This window comes from Profundibacter sp., from assembly GCF_056498605.1.
Window position 1 is genome coordinate 1 of the sequence record NZ_JBSMEZ010000051.1, and the last position, 18,103, is coordinate 18,103.

Consider the following 18,103-nt stretch of genomic DNA (forward strand, 5'->3'; position numbering starts at 1 on the left):
ACCTGCGGGTGCCGCTGGCCGATATGGCTGCGAAACTGGGCAACGTCACCTTTCACAACAAGCTGGGCACACAGGTTGAACGGATTGATCGCATTGCCGCCCTTGCCCGCGAAATCGCGCCGATGGTCGGGGCCGATGCTGATCTGGCCGAACAAGCGGCGCGGATTGCCAAGGCCGATCTGTCCAGCGAAATGGTCTATGAATTTCCCGAATTGCAGGGGCTGATGGGGCGTTATTACGCCGAAGCCGCTGGCCTTCCGCAAGAAGTCGCCAACGCCTGCGAGCAACATTACTCACCACTTGGCCCCTCGGACGATGTGCCAAAGGAACCCGTATCAGTCGCCGTGGCACTGGCTGACAAGATTGACACGCTGACGGGGTTCTGGGCGATTGAAGAGAAACCAACGGGGTCCAAAGACCCGTTTGCGCTGCGCCGCGCCGCTTTAGGTGTTATTCGGTTGATTTTGGAAAATGAGCTACGCATTACCTTGTTCGGGAGACTCTTTCTGGCGTCTGCTTCGCACGTTGGCAGAATAGCAGGTGAGGAAGATTTTGGAAAACTAGGTCAAGCATTTGAGGTTTTAGCGGCCAACTTGCCGCCAGAGTTGGTATCAAAGTTCGCTGAACAAGCTGAGGCAGAAGTTATTGCTGCTCGTGGTCTGGACAAGCCCGCAAACGAGGAACGAGCTGACGTAAGGTTTGGAGTGTCGATAGCAAAAGACCTCCTTACCTTCTTCCATGACCGCCTCAAGGTTTATCTGAAGGATCGCGGCATCACCCACGACGTGATCGACGCCTGCCTTGCCATGCCAGGTAACGACGACCTGACCCTGCTGGTCAAACGGGCCGAGGCGCTGCAAACTTTCCTGAAAATCGACGACGGCGAGAACCTGTTGCAAGGCGTCAAACGCGCCTCCAACATCCTGACGGCGGAGGAAAAGAAAGACGGTGTGGAATATTCTTACGGCGCAGACATCAAGTTTGCCGAAACGGACGAGGAACGCGCGCTGTTCAAAGCACTTGAGCAAGCCGAAGCCACTATCACCCCTGCGCTGGAAACCGAGGATTTCGCCGCCGCCATGTCCGCAATGGCCACCCTGCGCGCCCCCATTGATGCCTTTTTTGACAAGGTCCAAGTCAACACCGACAACACCACCGTGCGCCGCAACCGGCTGAACCTGCTGTCCCAGATCCGCAAAATCTGCTCATCTGTGGCGGACCTATCCTTAATCGAAGGTTAATTTGCGCTTCTTTTTCGCTTAAATATCCCCGCCGGAGGCATAGAATCTTTTTGCCACGCCCCTCACAACCGCTATGCTACCTATAACGCGAGGAAAGGCACTACTGTGCAAAAGCAAACCAACATCTCGGGGTTCACCGAAATCACCCAGACCGCCCCGATCGCGGGTGATACCCACGGCGGGCGGGCGAAATGCCTGCAACGGCTGATCCGGCTGGATATGCCGGTGCCCAAAACCCTTGCTCTGTCGTTCGATGCAGTGCATGGCGTTGCGGCGGGCGATCCCGTCAACACTGATATGATGATGCAGGCGTTTGGCGTGGATGGTCTGGTTTGCGTGCGCCCCAGTTCGCAAGACCCCGATTGGGGGGGGCCCGGATCAATCCTGAACATCGGCATGAACGCACAGCGCCACGCTGCATTAACGGCTGAAATGGGGCAAACTGCTGCAAACGCGCTCTATCTGCGCTTTATCCAGTCATTTGCCGTGCATGTGTCCCGTCTTGATCCTGATATGTTTGAATTGCCCGACGCGCCAACCAATGACGCATTGGCCGAGGTTTTGCATGCCTATCATGATGAAACCGACGCGGAATTCCCGCAAGATCCGGCGAAACAACTGTCGGACGTGCTACGCTCAATGGCGCGCGCGTGGGAAGGCACGACAGCCCGTCTTTTGCGACAGGCCAAGGGCGCACCTGCGGACGCGGGGCTGGGTTTAATCGTGCAGGAAATGGCACTGGGCATCGGCAAGGGCGAATGCGGATCAGGCGTGATCCAGTTTGTTGACGGGTTGACGGGGGCGCCCCAGATCAAGGGGCGCTACCTTAGCCAAAGTCAGGGGCGTGATGCGTTAATGGGGGCACAGGGGGCAATATACCTGACCCATGATGATCGTGGACCCTCGCTCGAGGATATCTGCCCTGCATGTTTCACCGCGCTAAAGAAACATGGGGACATCAGCCGCCAACGGTTGCGCGAAGAGATGCAGATCGAATTCACCATCACGGGTGGGGTGCTTAGCATCCATGACGCTGTGCGTATCCCGCGCCGGACCCGCGCTGCAGTGCGTATCGCCGTGGCGCTGGCCAACGACGGCGTTATCAGCCGCGATGAGGCCCTGATGCGGATCGAGCCACGGGCACTGACCGAATTGTTGCACTCGCAGATCGACCCTGACGGGGAACGCGATATGTTCCAGCAAGGTATTGCCGCCAGTCCTGGTGCTGCCAGCGGGCGCATTGTGTTCACCGCGAACGAGGCACAGGCGAGTGCGGCGCGGGGCGAGGCCTGTATTCTGGTACGCCGCGAAACCACGCCCGAAGACATCCGCGGCATGCACGCAGCGGCGGCTGTGTTGACCGTAAAGGGTGGCATGACCAGCCACGCCGCAGTGATCGCGCGGGGGCTGGGGCTGCCGTGTGTGGTTGGTGCGATGGGAATGGAGCTTGATTCCCGCGAAAAAACGCTTGTAGGCGAGGGGGGGCGCACTTTCACCGAAGGCGATACTATCACCATTGATGGCACCTCAGGCCAAGCGTTGGCCGGGGCGTCTGCAATGTTAGAACCGGTGCTAGATGGTGCGTTTGCCACATTACTGGAATGGGCTGGCAAGGCTTGCGATATCGGTATCCGTGCAAACGCAGATACCCCCGCTGATGCCCGTATTGCCCGTAATTTTGACGCGCAGGGCATTGGCCTGTGCCGCACCGAACATATGTTCTTTGAACAGGAACGTCTGACGGTGATGCGCGAAATGATCTTTGCTGATACCGCCGAGGACCGCGCCGAGGCCCTGGGCCAACTTCTGCCCATGCAGCGCGAGGATTTTGTCGAACTGTTCGGAATCATGCAGGGCAAACCGGTTTGCATCCGCCTGCTGGACCCGCCCCTGCACGAATTCCTGCCCGCCCACCGCGAAGGCCAGCGCGAACTGGCCGAGGCGCTGGATTTACCGCTGTCAGATGTGACGCGGCGCGTTGATGCGCTGCGCGAATATAACCCGATGCTGGGGATGCGGGGGGTGCGATTGGGCATCACTGTACCGGAAATATACGATATGCAGGCCCGTGCAATTTTCGAGGCGACGATCAAGGCCAGCACCAAAGGCACCCCAGTGGTGCCCGAAATCATGATCCCGCTGGTCAGTGCTACCCATGAGGTCGAGCTGGTGAAATCCCGCGTTGATGCGGTGGCTGCAGCGGTGCGGGTCGAGCTGGGGCAGGATTTTGATTACCGCCTCGGGGTGATGGTCGAAACACCGCGTGCGGCGCTTCGTGCCGGTGACATCGCTCAAAACGCGGCCTTTCTTAGTTTTGGCACCAATGACCTGACACAGATGACTTATGGTTTGTCACGTGATGACGCGGGGCGATTCATGTCGGAGTATGTACAGCAAGGCGTCTACCCCGAAGACCCGTTTCACATGCTTGACACCGAAGGTGTGGGCGAGTTGCTGTTGATAGGTGCAGAACGTGGCCGAAACGCCCGTAAAGACGTGGTTTTATCAATTTGCGGCGAACATGGCGGCAATCCCGAATCAATCGCCTTCTGTCGCAGTGCCGGTTTTGACTATGTTTCCTGCTCGCCATTTCGGGTGCCGGTGGCGCGTCTGGCTGCGGCGCAACTGGCGATTGGAAACGGCGGGGATTAAATATAATTCAATTAAAACAATAGGTAATATGGGATTAAGCATGTAGTGCATCATATCTAATTTGGAAACAATCCCCCGTTACGCCCCAATCTGTTGCCGATTTATCACGTAGACTAGACTCTATTGGGCCAGTGCGCTATCTAGGGCACTGGTCGCAGCCTGGGGGCTCGGTCTCTGTGTGAACAGAATGATGTGGGAATGCTATGCGATCTTGTCTTATTCGTTTCCGGACGTTGGTTCGGGTATGTGTGTTTGCTGTTGCAAGCACCACTGGCGTGGCTTCTTTTGCGGATGTCACACTTAGCACGTCTTCGGACCCGACAGCGCAGCTGGAAAGTGCGCTTGGAAATCGGCTGACTCGACTGCTTGGCCAAGAGCGCCGCGCCCTTGGCAATGTTAGTGTCGCACGCATTCGGACCATAACATCAGCACCGACAGTCAGCTTGCGTCCGGTTGAACGAGGTGAAAACCGCACCATCCCTTCTATCAGCTACACCCGCAAATGGGTGGCCAACCAACCTACCGCAACCGGTGGGGCTGAATGGCTGTGCCTGTCCGAGGCCTTGTATTTCGAGGCCCGTGGCGAAAGCGTGAAGGGTCAGGTTGCAGTAGCAGAGGTCATCCTGAACCGGGTAAAGTCCCGCAAGTTTCCAAATTCCGTCTGTAGCGTTGTCAATCAGGGCACAGGCAAGCGGAACCAGTGCCAGTTTTCATATACGTGTGATGGAAACCCTGAAACCGTGCGTGAACCGAGCGCCTATCGCAATGTCGCCAAAATTGCCCGCGCCCTGCTGGATGGTGCACCACGTAATCTGACCGTGGGGGCCACCTATTACCACAACCGTACGGTCCGCCCACGCTGGAGCCGAACATTTACCCGTACGGCGAGCATCGACGGGCATTACTTTTACCGCTAGACAGACTGGGCATACCAAAAGCGCGGCCTGATAGTGGAATTCCAATGACAAACGACGTCAAACTTGCCTTTGATCACCCCGAAGCGCGGGCCAAAGCCACGTGCGGTTGCGGGGTTAATGACCGTATTTCCCTGCGCGATCACATCACAGAAGTCGAAATCGGCGCGTTTCAGGTCGAACGCGGCACCACCCAGCGGCTGCAATTCGATGTGGTGGTCGAGGTGGGGGCGGTCATCGTCCCGCTGGATGACGATGTAGACCGCATCCTGTCTTATGACACTTTGGCCGAGACGATTGCGCATGAATTGGCGGCTGAGCGCCTGAACTTGCTGGAAACGTTGGCTGACCGCGTGGCGGCGCGTATTTTACATGAACCACAAGCGATGCGGGTGTTTGTGCGGATCCAGAAGCTGGATCGCGGGCCTGGCGCCTTGGGCGTGGAAATTGTGCGCAGTCGTGACGGGGATGTCAGCGAAGCAGTCGAAGATGAACCGCTGCATCCGGTCATTGTTTATATGGAGAATGCAGCGATTACCGGTGCGGCATTGGCCCGCTGGGTTGACCGGTTTGAGCGGCTGGACGCCCCCGTGATCCTGTGCGTCGGCCTGCCGGATGTTACGCCACCCCAAACCGGCCACGTCCCGACCCAGCGCCGCATTGACCTGCTGGAAATCGAGCAAAACGCATGGATGCTGGCCAGTCGGGATCCGCGTTGTGTGGTGGTCGACAGCCGGACCGAGCTGGATTGGGCGATGAAACAAGGCAAACTGAGCGTTTGGGCACCTTCCCGCATCGTTCTGGATGCGGTGGATGGGCCTGCGGCGGGTGCAGGCGGTTTGGCTTTGGCCAAATGGTTGGGTGAACTGCTAGAGGCGGACCGGTTGGTCGTGATCGGAACGACCGGCAAGGATGCTTTCGCCCCTGACGCGCCAGAATCCTTCACATGACACAGTATTTTCGCCCGATCCCGATGCAAGATTTGTTGCAGCCTGCCAATGCCCGCAGGGTTGCGCACGGTTGGTGCTGGTTTGATCGTGCCGAGCGGATTACGCGTGGTGGCGGGCGCGAATTGGTCGGGATTGACGATATTCCAACGGATGTGGTTGAACAGATATGTGCGCCCCGCGCGCCGATTGCGGGCCTGTCCTTTGATGTGCCGTGCATCATGGGCATCCTGAACGTCACGCCGGACAGTTTTTCGGACGGTGGCAAGTTTATAGCACCCGATGCGGCCCTGAAACATGCCCGTGGCATGGTGGCTGATGGGGCCAACATTCTGGACATCGGTGGTGAATCCACCCGTCCGGGGGCTGATATTGTGTCGGTGGACGTTGAAATATCCCGCACTACACCGGTAATTTCGGCGATCCGTGCCGAATTAAAAACGCCCATTTCAATTGACACGCGCAAGGCCGAAGTGGCGCGGGCTGCGGTTGCAGCGGGGGCGGGGCTGATCAACGATGTGGCCGCCTTAACTTATGATCCGGCGCTGGCTGATCTGGCCGTCGGCACTGACACGCCTGTTTGCCTGATGCATGCGCAAGGCGTGCCGAAAACCATGCAGGATGCACCCGATTATGCGGATGTGCTGCTGGATGTGTATGATTTTCTGGCGCAGCGTATTCAGGTGGCGATCAGTGCCGGAATTCCGCGCGCCCAGATCATGGTTGACCCCGGCATCGGGTTTGGCAAAACCACGGATCACTGTCTGGGTTTATTGCGCGACATCAGCCTGTTTCACGCCTTGGGGTGCCCCATATTACTGGGAGCATCACGCAAAACATTCATTGGTGACATCACAGGGGAAAAATCGGCGGAAGACCGCACGTTCGGGTCGGTTGCCGTTGCACAATGCGCAGTTGCGCAGGGTGTTCAGATACTACGTGTCCATGATATAAAGGCGACGAAACAGGCACTGGTCGTGCAAATGGCCATAACGACGGCAAAGTGAGAGTAAAGATGAGCGGGAAATTATTTGGCACCGACGGGGTGCGAGGACGCGCAAATACTTATCCGATGACGGCTGAAATGGCGCTGAAACTGGGGGCCGCGGCGGGGCGTTATTTTCGCACTGACGGGATGAACCGCCACCGTGTGGTGATCGGCAAAGACACCCGTTTGTCGGGTTATATGCTGGAAAACGCGCTTATTGCAGGATTGAACAGCACAGGGATGAATGTGCTGCGGTTGGGGCCGGTGCCAACCCCGGCGGTTGGTTATCTGACCCGTAGTATGCGGGCTGATTTGGGGATTATGATTTCGGCCAGCCACAACCCGCATTATGATAACGGCATCAAGTTTTTTGGCCCAGACGGGTTCAAGCTGTCGGACGAGGCGCAGGACGAGATCGAGCGAATGCTAAAGGGCCATATTGAACCGGTCCAGCCGCAAAACATTGGCCGCACCAAACATATTGATGATGGTGTGGGCCGCTATGTAGAATATGCGAAAACGACGTTTGCTGGCTTGGGTGGTCTTGCAGGACTTAAGGTTGTCGTCGATTGCGCCAACGGTGCTGCCTATCGTGCCGCGCCAGAGGTGCTGTGGGAATTAGGGGCCGAAGTTATTCCTGTCGGTGTTACCCCGAACGGATTCAATATCAACGAGAATTGCGGCTCGACCCACCCCCAAACAGCTGCCGAAGCCGTGGTGCAGCATGGTGCGGATGTGGGCATTTGTCTGGATGGTGACGCGGACCGCGTGATGATTATCGACGAGGACGGTAAGATTGCGGATGGCGACCAACTGATGGCGCTGATGGCCACACGCTGGGCGAAAAAAGGTATGCTGCGCGGCGGCACTCTGGTGGCGACAGTGATGTCAAACCTTGGGCTGGAGCGCTATTTGCAAGAGCAGGGGCTGACCCTGCATCGCACCAATGTTGGTGACCGTTATGTGGTCGAAGCGATGCGTGCCAACGACTGGAATTTGGGCGGCGAGCAATCCGGCCATATTGTGATGACCGATTACGCCACCACCGGTGACGGGCTGATCGCGGGTTTGCAATTTCTGGCTGCGATAGTGGAAAGCGGCAAACCGGCCAGCGCCCTGACCCACAGTTTTGAAACAGTGCCGCAGAAATTGTCAAACGTGCGTTACGCGGCGGATAAGGCTCCGCTGGACGCGGCCAGCGTCAAGGCGGCAATCGTGGATGGCGAAGAGCGTTTGAATTCAAACGGTCGTTTGTTGATCCGCAAATCGGGCACTGAACCATTGATCCGCGTGATGGGCGAATGCGAGGATCAGGCGCTATTGGATGCGGTTATCGGCGACATTGTTGCGGCCGTTGAGGCCGCAGTTTAGGCGGCGGTTTTGCTGCGTTTCCAGCGCTGGTTTACGGCCAGCCCCAACATGATCAGCCCCAGCGCTACAAACGTGCGGGCGGGCAGGACTTCGGACAAAAACAGCGCCCCGAAAATCACTGACCAAACCGGCACCTGATAATTCACCAGTGACAGGAACGACGGGCCTGCGCTGCGGATGACGGATACCAGCAACAGGTTGGCCGCGGCTGTGGGCACCACGCCTAGATAAATAACGGCGATCAATGGCTTGGTAGGAAATTCGCTTGGCGCACCTTCCAGTATGATGGCGGCGGGCACGATGATAATTGCAGCCAGCATGGTGGCCGCAGCGGCGAATGCAAATGGGTCAACTTTGGGCGCAAGTTTGGTAATGATCCCACCGAACGCATAACAGGCGGCAGCACCAAAACAGGCCATGCGGGCCAATGGCTCCAGCCCCATGCCGCTGCTTTTGAACGCATCCAGACCGATCAACACGATCACACCGGCAAAGCCGATGATGAACCCAAGCGTTTTGCGCGGTGTCAGTTGTTCACCGAGGATCAGAAAATGCGCCAGTGGCAGAACCAGCAAAGGGACCGCGGCCATGGTCACGCCGGCAAAACCCGACGCCACATAGTGCTGCCCCCAGCTGAGCAGGAAAAACGGTAGCGCCATCGATAGTACGCCAAACCCAAAGGCCGTCAGCCAGATTTTACGCCCGTCTGCGCCCTGAATGCCGGGCAGGGACAGGCCCATTGCGCGCAATAACACCAGCAGGATCACAGCCCCGATCAGGATGCGTCCGGCCGCGACCGTAATTGGGCCAAATCCGGTGATCGCAATGGTCACGGCCATAAAGGACGACCCCCAGATCATTCCCAATACGCCAATGCGCAGCCAGTTTATCAGCCCTGCTTCCATGTCTAAACTTCTCCCCAAATATTGTTTTCTTTCAAAGAAAACAGGCAGAAATCTTTCAAAGATTTCAATGGCACGGTTGTCAAATGAAAAGGCGCCCCGAGGGTTCAGGGCGCCTTTGGTAACAGTTTGAAAAGACGCTTAGTTCTTTTCTTTGTCAACCATTTTACCAGCCGAAATCCACGGCATCATGTCGCGCAGTTTTTGACCGATTTGTTCGATCTGGTGTTCGTCATTCAAACGGCGTGTTGCCTTGAACGACGGTTGGCCAACCGCGTTTTCCAGCATGAAGTCCCGTACGAATTTACCGTTTTGAATGTCGGTCAGAACCGCTTTCATTTTGGCTTTGGTTTCGTCGTATGGCACGATGCGTGGGCCGGATACATATTCGCCGTATTCCGCAGTGTTTGAGATCGAATAATTCATGTTAGCGATGCCGCCTTCATAGATCAGATCAACGATCAGTTTCACTTCGTGCAGACATTCGAAATAGGCCATTTCCGGCGCGTAACCGGCCTCGACCAGAGTTTCAAAACCCATGCGGATCAATTCGACCAGACCACCACACAGCACTGCTTGTTCGCCAAACAGGTCCGTTTCGCATTCCTCGCGGAAGTTGGTCTCGATGATGCCCGAGCGCCCGCCACCGATGGCCGAACAATAGCTCAGGCCGATTTCCAGCGCTTTGCCGGATGCGTTTTGGTCAACAGCCACCAAGCAGGGAACGCCGCCGCCTTTGGTGTATTCGCCACGCACCGTGTGGCCGGGGCCTTTGGGGGCCATCATGATCACGTCGAATTCCGCCTTTGGCTCGATCAGACCGAAATGCACGTTCAGACCGTGGGCGAATGCAATCGCAGCACCATCGCGCAGGTTATCGCGCACGTATTTGTTGTAGGTTTCGGCCTGCAACTCATCGGGCATAGTGAACATAATCAGGTCACACCATGCGGCAGCCTCACTGATGCCCATAACCTTCAGGCCTTCGCCCTCGGCTTTGGCGGCAGAGGCAGAGCCTTCGCGCAGGGCGACGACAACGTTCTTGGCGCCGGAATCGCGCAGGTTCAGCGCATGGGCGTGGCCCTGCGAGCCGTAGCCCAGAATGGCCACTTTCATGTCTTTGATCAGGTTAACATCGCAATCGCGGTCATAATATACGCGCATTTTGGCAGTCCTTTTGTTGGATAGGGTTGAATTGCGATTGTGATAACAGAGTTTCATTGAATGGAGTGATTGAATGTGCACGATATTATATATATTAGGGAATAACTATTCTAATTATTGGATAAATAGAGAAAAATCATGCTTAACGACACCGACCGCCGTATTTTGCGCAACATGCAGGCCGAACCGGACCTGAGCACCGCCGAACTGGCGGGCCGTGCGGGTGTGACCTCGGCGGTTTGCTGGCGGCGGCTGGAAAAAATGCGCGAGAACGGAGTGCTGATTGGGCAAGAGGCGGTGATTGACTGGCGGGCGCTTGGCTACGAGGTCGAGGTGTCGTTACGCTTTACGCTTGATAAAACCCAGCGCAATGCTTTTGACGAATTTCTGACGGCGGCACGCGACGTGCCTGAGGTGATCGAAATCCAGACCTTCCTTGGACGTGTCGATGTGCGCCTGAACGTGCTGGCTCGCGATATGGCACATTATCAAGAGCTATACCGCAGCCGCATTCTGACCCTGCCGCACATCAACGATATCGAGGCCTTGATGCAAATCGCCACGATCAAATCGGGCGAGGTATTGCCGCTATGAACATGGATGATCTGGACCGCAATTTACTGCGGGCACTGGCAAACGATGCCACCATAAGCGCGGGTGCATTGGGGCGCCGATTTGGTCTGAGCCAACCAGCGGCGTGGCGCAGGATCAAGCGGCTGCACGAGGCGGGTATCATCAAGGGGCGGCGCGTGGTGCTGAATGCCGAGGCGGTCGGGTTTGGCGTGACGGTGTTTTTGGGCGTAAAACTTGCAACCAAGGGCCGTGTGTCACTGGACGATTTTGAACGCGCGGTCACCGCCATTCCCGAGGTGCAATCTGTGCAGCATGTGTTGGGCATGTATGACTACCGCCTGCGGGTGGTGGCGCGGGACATTTCCGATTTTGAACGGGTGCTGCGCCGTCGGATCATGACCCTGCCCGGAGTAGGTGATGTGGAGGCGAATGTGCTGTTAAGCGAGGAGCGCAGGTCGGGGCCGTTGGGCTGATTGTTCTTGTGCGCAACTGTGTAAAGCGTCAAGTTGTACGGGACCAATTTACAAAGGAAACGCCATGACAGCCCTTCTGCCCGATGTTGACCCCGATGGCATGCTTGAATTCTCGGTCGTATTCACGGATCGCTCACTAAACCATATGTCCGCTGCATTTCAAGGCGTGATGCGTGATATTTCCGAAACTTTGCAAGGCGTTTACAATGCCGATCATGTGGTGATCGTGCCCGGCGGCGGAACTTATGCGATGGAAGCGGTGGCGCGCCAGTTTACCACAGGCAAAAAGGCGCTCGTGGTGCGCAACGGGTTCTTTTCATTCCGATGGTCGCAGATTTTCGAGATGGGCAGCATTCCGGCCTCTGAAACGGTGATGATGGCACGGCGGGTTGGCAATGCGGTGGATGCGCCCTTTGCGCCGCCGCCAATTGCCGATGTGGTTTCCAAAATCAAGGACGAGCAGCCAGATGTGGTGTTCGCGCCGCATGTGGAAACGTCGTCGGGCATCATTTTGCCGGATGATTACCTGAAGGCCATCGCAGCAGCGGTGCATGAGCATGGCGGTCTGTTCGTGCTGGATTGCATTGCGTCGGGTTGTGCGTGGGTTGATATGAAAGACACCGGCGTTGACGTGCTGATTTCCGCGCCGCAAAAGGGCTGGTCGGCGCAGCCATCGGCGGGTCTGGTGATGATGAATGATGCGGCACACGCGCAGGTGAAGGAAACCGTTTCCACCAGCTTTGCGATTGATCTGGGCAAATGGCTGACCATCATGGAGGCCTACACAGGTGGCGGTCATGCCTATCACGCGACCATGCCCACCGACGCGCTAAAGGCGTTCCGCGATACCATGCTGGAAACCCGCGATTATGGGTTCGATAAACTGCGTGATGCCCAATGGGAGCAGGGCGATCGTGTGCGCGCCATGCTGAAAGAGCGCGGCATTAAATCAGTGGCCGCGGACGGGTTCGGTGCCCCCGGGGTTGTGGTCAGTTATACCACGGACGCGGATGTGCAAAACGGCAAGAAATTCGCAGCGTTGGGCATGCAGATCGCCGCTGGTGTGCCGCTGATGTGTGACGAGGGACCGGATTACAAAAGCTTCCGGCTGGGCCTGTTCGGGCTGGATAAACTGTATGATGTCGACGCCAGTGTGGCGCGGCTGACGGCGGCACTTGATCAGGTGTTTTAAGCGGGAAAATAGCTCCAGAATGTTTGCCCGCTGCTGAAATGTCACCAGCGGGCAAAAAATATCAATGATCGTCTATCCCAGTGTCAGAAACACCATGGTCACAAAGATCAACGGCACTGCGGCAACTGCAGGCAGGAAAAATCCGGCAACACCAAAGACTGCGGTGGACGTACCCCACGCGGCAACAAGGGCAACAATAGCCACATAGGTCATCTTGGTGGCGCGGGCTTCTGCGGCATCTTCTTTGGTAAAAGTTTCAACTTTATCGACCGCTTGCGCGGGGTGTTGGCTCATGTCCATGATATATCTCCTGTTTGCGAACAGGGGGCTATATGAGCGATAAAACATAAACATTCGATGTGCAAAACCGCGCTGTGGGGAAATGCCGCAACTATCTGTTTAGGATTAACAGAAAATCCGTCAAATCATCGGTATGATGGTGGATATGCGGGGCCGGATCGGCGGCGTTCGGGGCGACATGGACGCATTGCATGCCCATCTCGTGCGGGGCGGCCAGATTGCGGGTGTCATCCTCGAACATTGCACCGATTTTGGTGTCGATGCCGTCGGCCTCAAACACTACCTCAAAGGCGCGGCGTTCGGGTTTGGGGTGGAAGCCAGCGTCCTCGACCCCGTAAACCGCATCAAACACTCCGTTCAGCCCGCGCGCAGCAATCACCCGTTCGCCATAAGGGGCCGATCCGTTGGTGTAGACAATTTTGCGACCTGGCAGGGCGCGAATTGCATCAGCCAATGGGGCGTCCTGTTCCAGATGGGCCAGCGAGATTTCATGTACATGGGTTAGATAGGGCGCTGGATCAACGTTATGTTCGCGCATCAGACCCGCAAGCGTGGTGCCATAAGTGTGCCAGTAGTGCTTGCGTAAATGGTCGGCCTCATGCAGCTCGACCCCCAGCGTGTCCATGACATATTGCGTCATCCGCACCTCGATCTGGTCAAACAGACGGGCGCTGGGATGATAGAGCGTATTGTCCAGATCAAAGACCCAGTGGCGGACATGTGCGAACTGTTTTGCAATCATGTCTCCATAATTAGGGACATGTGGCGTCAGGATCAACTTGATTGCCGGTTGATTGGGGGGGGCAGGCAGGCGTAGGCTGTGGATAACGAAAAGTGGAGACAAGTGATGAGCGAGATTCGCACCCCGAACAAAGACGCCTACGGGTTGATCCTCGAGGCGATTGATGTGGGGGTCTATAAACCCGGTGACCGGCTGGTTGAATCCGAGCTGGCCGACCGGTTTGGCGTATCGCGCACCCCAATCCGTGAGGCTCTGCAACGGCTGGAAACACAATCGTTGTTGACCCGCGATGGGCGCAGCCTGATTGTTGGGGCGCTGGATCATAACCAGTTGTCCGAACTATACGCGGTGCGGGCAGAACTGGAAGGGTTGGCGGCGCGTCTGGCGGCGCAACATGCCGTGGCTGAGGAGGTGAGGGTGCTGCGCAAGATGATCGGGCAAGACCGTAAACTGGTGCAAGACCCCGAGGCGCTGTCGCTGGCGAACCGGCGGTTCCACAAGCAAATCCATCTGGCATCGCACAACCGTTACCTGGTGCAGCAACTGGACCTTGTGCACCGCACAATGGCGTTGTTGGCAACGACATCACTGGCGGTTGAGGGTCGTAGCGATGGGTCGTTGGACGAGCACGATGCCATCGTTACCGCAATTGAAAACGGGGATGGCGACGCGGCCTATGCGGCGTTGAAAAAGCATATTTCCAAGGCGTTCGAAACGCGACTTGTGCTTGATGCTGAACAGCCGGAATTTTCCGGCGGGTTATAATGCAACCTGCGTGTCGCTAACGTTTTCTGTACGATCCTCGGTGCGCTCGAACACGCCGTGGGCGGTTTTATCCCAGTAAAACGGCTGAGTCAGCAATTCGTAAAATGCCTTATAGGCTGCCAGTGTTCCCATCGGAAAATAGAGATGCATGGTCGGCACCCACGGGATCAAAAAACGATGTTTTTTGTCCGACACCGCAAAAGCGCCAACTGAAACGGTGATGACTTCGGCCAAAATGAACGTGATACCAAGCGTCATCAATGTATTGCCGCTCACCACGGTGAGCATAGGGTGCGCCACCCCGAGTGGGATCAGCCAGAATGACCACAGTAAAGGGGCGAGCAAAAACTGTGAGAGGGTGCCGATAAACAGGATTTGCACCCCGAGAAATTTCTTGAACCCTAATTCTTTCAACAACTTGCGCGGGGATCGCATGTGCACAGCCCATGTTATTGCGAACCCTTTTAACCAGCGTGAACGCTGTTTGATCCAAGGTACAGCGCGACAGTTTGCTTCTTCCTCTGTGACGGTATGGACGATCTCGGTGCGGTAGCCATGCCGCGCCAGACGGATACCCAGATCGGCGTCCTCGGTCACGTTGTGGGCATCCCACCCGCCCAGTTTTTCCAGCGCACCCCGACGGAAAAACAACGTGGTGCCGCCCAAAGGAACGGCAAAGCCCAACCGCTCCAACCCTGGCAGGAACACGCGAAACCATGTGTTGTATTCAACGGTGAAACAGCGCGATAGCCAGTTGGTGCGTGGGTTGTAGAAATCCAGTATCCCTTGCAAACAGGCCACCTGCGGGCCGCGTTCATGAAACCTACGCACGATCTGGTGAATCTGGTCAGGGTGCGGTGCGTCTTCGGCATCATAAACCCCGATGATGGAACCACGGCAAAAATCGAGTGCAAAATTCATCGCGCGGGGCTTGGTGCGCACCGTTCCCTTTGGCACCTTGATAACGTGCACCCATCGGGGCAGATGGGTGCGGTTCAGGGGCTCGCGTGTGGTTTCATCGTCGTCTTCAATCACCAGAGAAATATCCAGCAATTCTTTCGGATAATTCAGCCGCTTTAGCCGACGGATCAGATGCCCCGCCACTTCGCGTTCCTTATACAGCGGAACCATGATCGACACGACCGGCAGGCGGAATGTTTCGGTGCGGGGAGGCGGCGTGGTTTTGGCAGAGGCGCGGCGCATATACGGGCGGATCTGGCTGGTGGCGGTGGCAATCTTTAGCCCCATATTCATCACCAGCGTTACAATGGCCCAAACACAAAGCGCAGTGAAGCTGGCAACTGGTGCGAGTATAACGCATGCAAGGAAGGCCAGAACCGCAGCCACCGTATATCGCAACATGCGACTCGGGTTCCATGAGCGGCAACTTTCAGCATCAGACACACGCGTTTCGGCGCGTTCAATCAAGGCGTGGCTGTGGATTTCAATCAGGGCGTTCTGGATATCGTGCTCGGGTGCAATCGCCATTAAAATTGTTCCCAGCTCCGGTGGAAGATCGCCCCTCAGTTGCTCGAACCGGTCCGGTTTTGAGGTGGCGATCACCAATGCTCCGCCGATATGCTGCCACGGCACGATATTTTCTTTCAGGCACAATTCCAGATCAATCATGCCTTTTAGGCGCGGGTTGGGCGGAGTTTTTTGCAGATCAACCAGATCGGCCCCAAATTGCAGGGAAAGGGCGCCGAACAAATCGGCCTCGCTGACCATCCCGTGATTTAACAGGATATTGCCCAGTCGGGTTTCTTCACGGTTGCGCAGGGCGAGGGCTTTTAGCAAATCATCTTGGGAAAGGGCGCCAGATTGCACCAGAACCTCGCCAATCGGCATCCGTGGCACATGTTGCTTTGGCACAGCTGTGGGGCGAAGCGGCTTTGTGCGCGGGGTCGGGAAGGTCACGACGACAGGTTGTTTGGATGGCTGCATTGTTTAGATCACACAAGAAAAGGGTCAGATACTACCCTTGGCAATCATCGTTAACAGGTGGTTAATTTTATCGCGATTTAGGTGTTTTTCTCGATCGCTGTGACGAAACGTTCGAATAAATAGGCGCTATCCTGTGGGCCGGGGCTAGCTTCTGGGTGGTATTGCACCGAAAATACAGGGCGATCCAGCAGGCGGATACCGCAGTTTGACCCGTCAAACAGCGATATATGGGTTTCGATTACCCCGTCAGGCAGGGTTTGCGCGTCTACAGTAAAACCGTGGTTCATCGAGGTGATTTCAACCTTGCCGGTTTCGGTATCCTTGACTGGATGGTTGGCCCCGTGATGGCCGTGGTTCATTTTGATGGTCTTGGCACCCACCGCCAACGCCAACATTTGATGCCCCAGACAGATACCGAAAACCGGAATGTCAGCCGCAAGAATATCTTTGATCATCGGCACAGCATATTCACCGGTTGCCGCCGGATCACCGGGGCCGTTGGATAGGAAAACACCCGCCGGATTATGGGCCAGAATCTCTTCAGCCGTGGCCGTGGCGGGCAGGACGGTAACGTCGCAACCAGCCGAGGCAAGGCAACGCAATATGTTGCGTTTCGCGCCAAAATCAATGGCGACAACCTTGTGACCCTTGGTGGTGCGTTTTGGGTAGCCATCGGGCCATGCCCACCGCATTTCATCCCATGTGTAGGACTGCGCACAGGTCACGGTTTTGGCGAGGTCCAGCCCCTCAAGCCCTTGAAATGCGCGGGCTTTTGCCACCAGCGCCTCGATGTCGAAGTTGCCATCCGGATCGTGCGAGATAGCCACATGCGGCGCACCTTGCTGGCGGATCGCGCGGGTCAGGCGGCGGGTATCAAGACCGCCGATGCCGATGCGTCCGCGCGCTGCCATCCAGTCGCGCAGATCACCGGTTGCGCGCCAGTTTGACGGTTGGGTCGGGTCCCACTTGACCACGATGCCTTCGGCCACGGGATCGGCTGTTTCGTCGTCCTCGGAGGTGACGCCGGTGTTGCCGATATGCGGGAAGGTAAAGGTGACGATCTGGCCCGCATAAGACGGGTCAGTCATGATTTCCTGATAGCCGGTCATCGCGGTGTTGAAACACAGCTCGGCCTCGCAATCGCCGGTCGCGCCGAACCCGACACCGTAGAACAATGTGCCATCGGCCAGCGCAAGGCAGGCGGTGGGTTTTACAGGGTCAATTTTTGGTGCAGCGGCAGACATGGCACGACTCCTTGGCTGAAATCTATCGGAACCTAAGGCGGTGGGCAATTCGGGTCAAGCGGAAAGGATTTTTGACTTATTGTTCAAAAACAGATGCTTAGATGGCGCGTGGGCTGTTGTCTTGGCAGGCGTGTCAGGGTAATCTGGCTGTTCGTATATTTTCGGCACCTAAGGGATGAGGACACCGAATGACTTTAAGAACCCGACTAACGGACGCCATGAAAGATGCCATGCGCAACAAGGAAGCCGCACGGCTTTCTACCTTGCGCCTGATCAACGCCGCGATCAAGGATCGTGACATTGCATTGCGGGGCAGCGGCGGCGGTGATGATGGCGTTTCGGATGACGAAGTGCTTGGAATCCTTGGCAAAATGGTCAAGCAACGGCAAGAGAGCGCCAAGGCCTATGAAGAGGGTGCGCGGCTGGAACTGGCAGAAAAGGAACGCGCCGAGATTGTGGTGATCGAGGACTACCTACCCAAACAGTTGAGCGCGGATGAGACCGCAGAAGCGGTGCAGGCCGCGATTGCCAAGGTTGGCGCAGAATCGATCCGCGATATGGGCAAAGTCATGGGCGAGCTGAAAGGCAAATACATGGGGCGCATGGATTTTGGCAAGGTTGGCCCGATGGTCAAGGACATGCTGGGCTAGGACAAACCGGCTGCTCAGTATCGTCGGTTTTGGAAAAAACC

At 56.6% G+C, this 18,103-nt stretch carries 17 protein-coding genes; 11 read left to right on the top strand and 6 right to left on the bottom strand.

Going from position 1 to position 18,103, the window contains the following annotated elements:
- The 6 genes from ACWB12_RS05520 to glmM all read left to right on the top strand — a co-directional run.
- On the top strand, window positions 1-1,241 hold a 1,241-nt coding region (locus ACWB12_RS05520; RefSeq protein WP_479529064.1), incomplete at its 5' end, for a glycine--tRNA ligase subunit beta.
- 105 nt (window positions 1,242-1,346) lie between these two features.
- Window positions 1,347-3,893, top strand: a complete 2,547-nt coding sequence (locus ACWB12_RS05525; protein WP_479529065.1) for a putative PEP-binding protein — start codon at window positions 1,347-1,349, stop codon at window positions 3,891-3,893.
- A gap of 275 nt (window positions 3,894-4,168) precedes the next feature.
- Entirely contained in the window at window positions 4,169-4,810 is a 642-nt protein-coding gene (locus tag ACWB12_RS05530) for a cell wall hydrolase (RefSeq protein ID WP_479529066.1), read from the top strand.
- Between the two features lie 44 nt (window positions 4,811-4,854).
- Window positions 4,855-5,757, top strand: coding sequence for a dihydroneopterin aldolase (locus ACWB12_RS05535; RefSeq protein ID WP_479529067.1), 903 nt, complete (start codon window positions 4,855-4,857; stop codon window positions 5,755-5,757).
- A complete protein-coding gene (gene folP / locus ACWB12_RS05540) occupies window positions 5,754-6,761 on the top strand; it encodes a dihydropteroate synthase (RefSeq protein WP_479529068.1) in 1,008 nt (335 codons plus the stop codon). The genes ACWB12_RS05535 and folP overlap by 4 nt, the downstream gene beginning before the upstream one ends.
- A gap of 8 nt (window positions 6,762-6,769) precedes the next feature.
- A complete protein-coding gene (gene glmM / locus ACWB12_RS05545) occupies window positions 6,770-8,113 on the top strand; it encodes a phosphoglucosamine mutase (RefSeq protein WP_479529069.1) in 1,344 nt (447 codons plus the stop codon).
- On the opposite strand, the gene ACWB12_RS05550 is transcribed toward glmM, so the two are convergent.
- Together ACWB12_RS05550 and ilvC are read right to left on the bottom strand one after the other, a co-directional pair.
- Window positions 8,110-9,018 (bottom strand): DMT family transporter, encoded by a 909-nt coding sequence (locus ACWB12_RS05550; RefSeq protein ID WP_479529070.1) that lies wholly within the window; start codon window positions 9,016-9,018, stop codon window positions 8,110-8,112. The genes glmM and ACWB12_RS05550 overlap by 4 nt on opposite strands.
- A 138-nt stretch (window positions 9,019-9,156) precedes the next feature.
- Entirely contained in the window at window positions 9,157-10,236 is a 1,080-nt protein-coding gene (gene ilvC, locus ACWB12_RS05555) for a ketol-acid reductoisomerase (RefSeq protein ID WP_479529071.1), read from the bottom strand.
- 81 nt (window positions 10,237-10,317) lie between these two features.
- Between ilvC and ACWB12_RS05560 the strand changes: the two genes are divergently transcribed.
- From ACWB12_RS05560 to ACWB12_RS05570, 3 genes are all read left to right on the top strand, one after another.
- Window positions 10,318-10,773: an Lrp/AsnC family transcriptional regulator gene (locus ACWB12_RS05560; RefSeq protein WP_479529072.1), complete on the top strand. Its 456-nt coding sequence runs from the start codon at window positions 10,318-10,320 to the stop codon at window positions 10,771-10,773.
- Entirely contained in the window at window positions 10,770-11,225 is a 456-nt protein-coding gene (locus ACWB12_RS05565) for an Lrp/AsnC family transcriptional regulator (protein ID WP_479529073.1), read from the top strand. Before ACWB12_RS05560 ends, ACWB12_RS05565 begins: the two co-directional genes overlap by 4 nt.
- Before the next feature lie 64 nt (window positions 11,226-11,289).
- A complete protein-coding gene (locus tag ACWB12_RS05570; RefSeq protein ID WP_479529074.1) occupies window positions 11,290-12,417 on the top strand; it encodes an aminotransferase class V-fold PLP-dependent enzyme in 1,128 nt (375 codons plus the stop codon).
- A gap of 72 nt (window positions 12,418-12,489) precedes the next feature.
- Here ACWB12_RS05570 and ACWB12_RS05575 read toward each other — a convergent pair whose 3' ends face one another.
- Together ACWB12_RS05575 and ACWB12_RS05580 are read right to left on the bottom strand one after the other, a co-directional pair.
- Complete coding sequence (locus tag ACWB12_RS05575) at window positions 12,490-12,717, bottom strand: hypothetical protein (RefSeq protein ID WP_479529075.1); 228 nt, start codon at window positions 12,715-12,717, stop codon at window positions 12,490-12,492.
- A 91-nt stretch (window positions 12,718-12,808) separates the two neighbouring features.
- On the bottom strand, window positions 12,809-13,459 hold the full coding sequence (locus ACWB12_RS05580; protein ID WP_479529076.1) for a pyrimidine 5'-nucleotidase: 651 nt from the start codon (window positions 13,457-13,459) through the stop codon (window positions 12,809-12,811).
- Between the two features lie 105 nt (window positions 13,460-13,564).
- On the opposite strand from ACWB12_RS05580, the gene ACWB12_RS05585 reads away from it, so the two are divergent.
- On the top strand, window positions 13,565-14,224 hold the full coding sequence (locus ACWB12_RS05585; protein ID WP_479529077.1) for a GntR family transcriptional regulator: 660 nt from the start codon (window positions 13,565-13,567) through the stop codon (window positions 14,222-14,224).
- On the opposite strand, the gene ACWB12_RS05590 is transcribed toward ACWB12_RS05585, so the two are convergent.
- Window positions 14,219-16,168, bottom strand: coding sequence for a glycosyltransferase family 2 protein (locus tag ACWB12_RS05590; RefSeq protein WP_479529078.1), 1,950 nt, complete (start codon window positions 16,166-16,168; stop codon window positions 14,219-14,221). The genes ACWB12_RS05585 and ACWB12_RS05590 overlap by 6 nt on opposite strands.
- Window positions 16,169-16,245: 77 nt before the next feature.
- Window positions 16,246-17,412 carry a glutamine-hydrolyzing carbamoyl-phosphate synthase small subunit gene (carA, locus tag ACWB12_RS05595; RefSeq protein ID WP_479529079.1) on the bottom strand — a complete coding sequence of 389 codons (1,167 nt, stop codon included), beginning with the start codon at window positions 17,410-17,412 and terminating at the stop codon, window positions 16,246-16,248.
- A gap of 188 nt (window positions 17,413-17,600) precedes the next feature.
- Between carA and ACWB12_RS05600 the strand changes: the two genes are divergently transcribed.
- Window positions 17,601-18,062 carry a GatB/YqeY domain-containing protein gene (locus ACWB12_RS05600; RefSeq protein WP_479529080.1) on the top strand — a complete coding sequence of 154 codons (462 nt, stop codon included), beginning with the start codon at window positions 17,601-17,603 and terminating at the stop codon, window positions 18,060-18,062.
- Window positions 18,063-18,103: the final 41 nt, after the last annotated feature.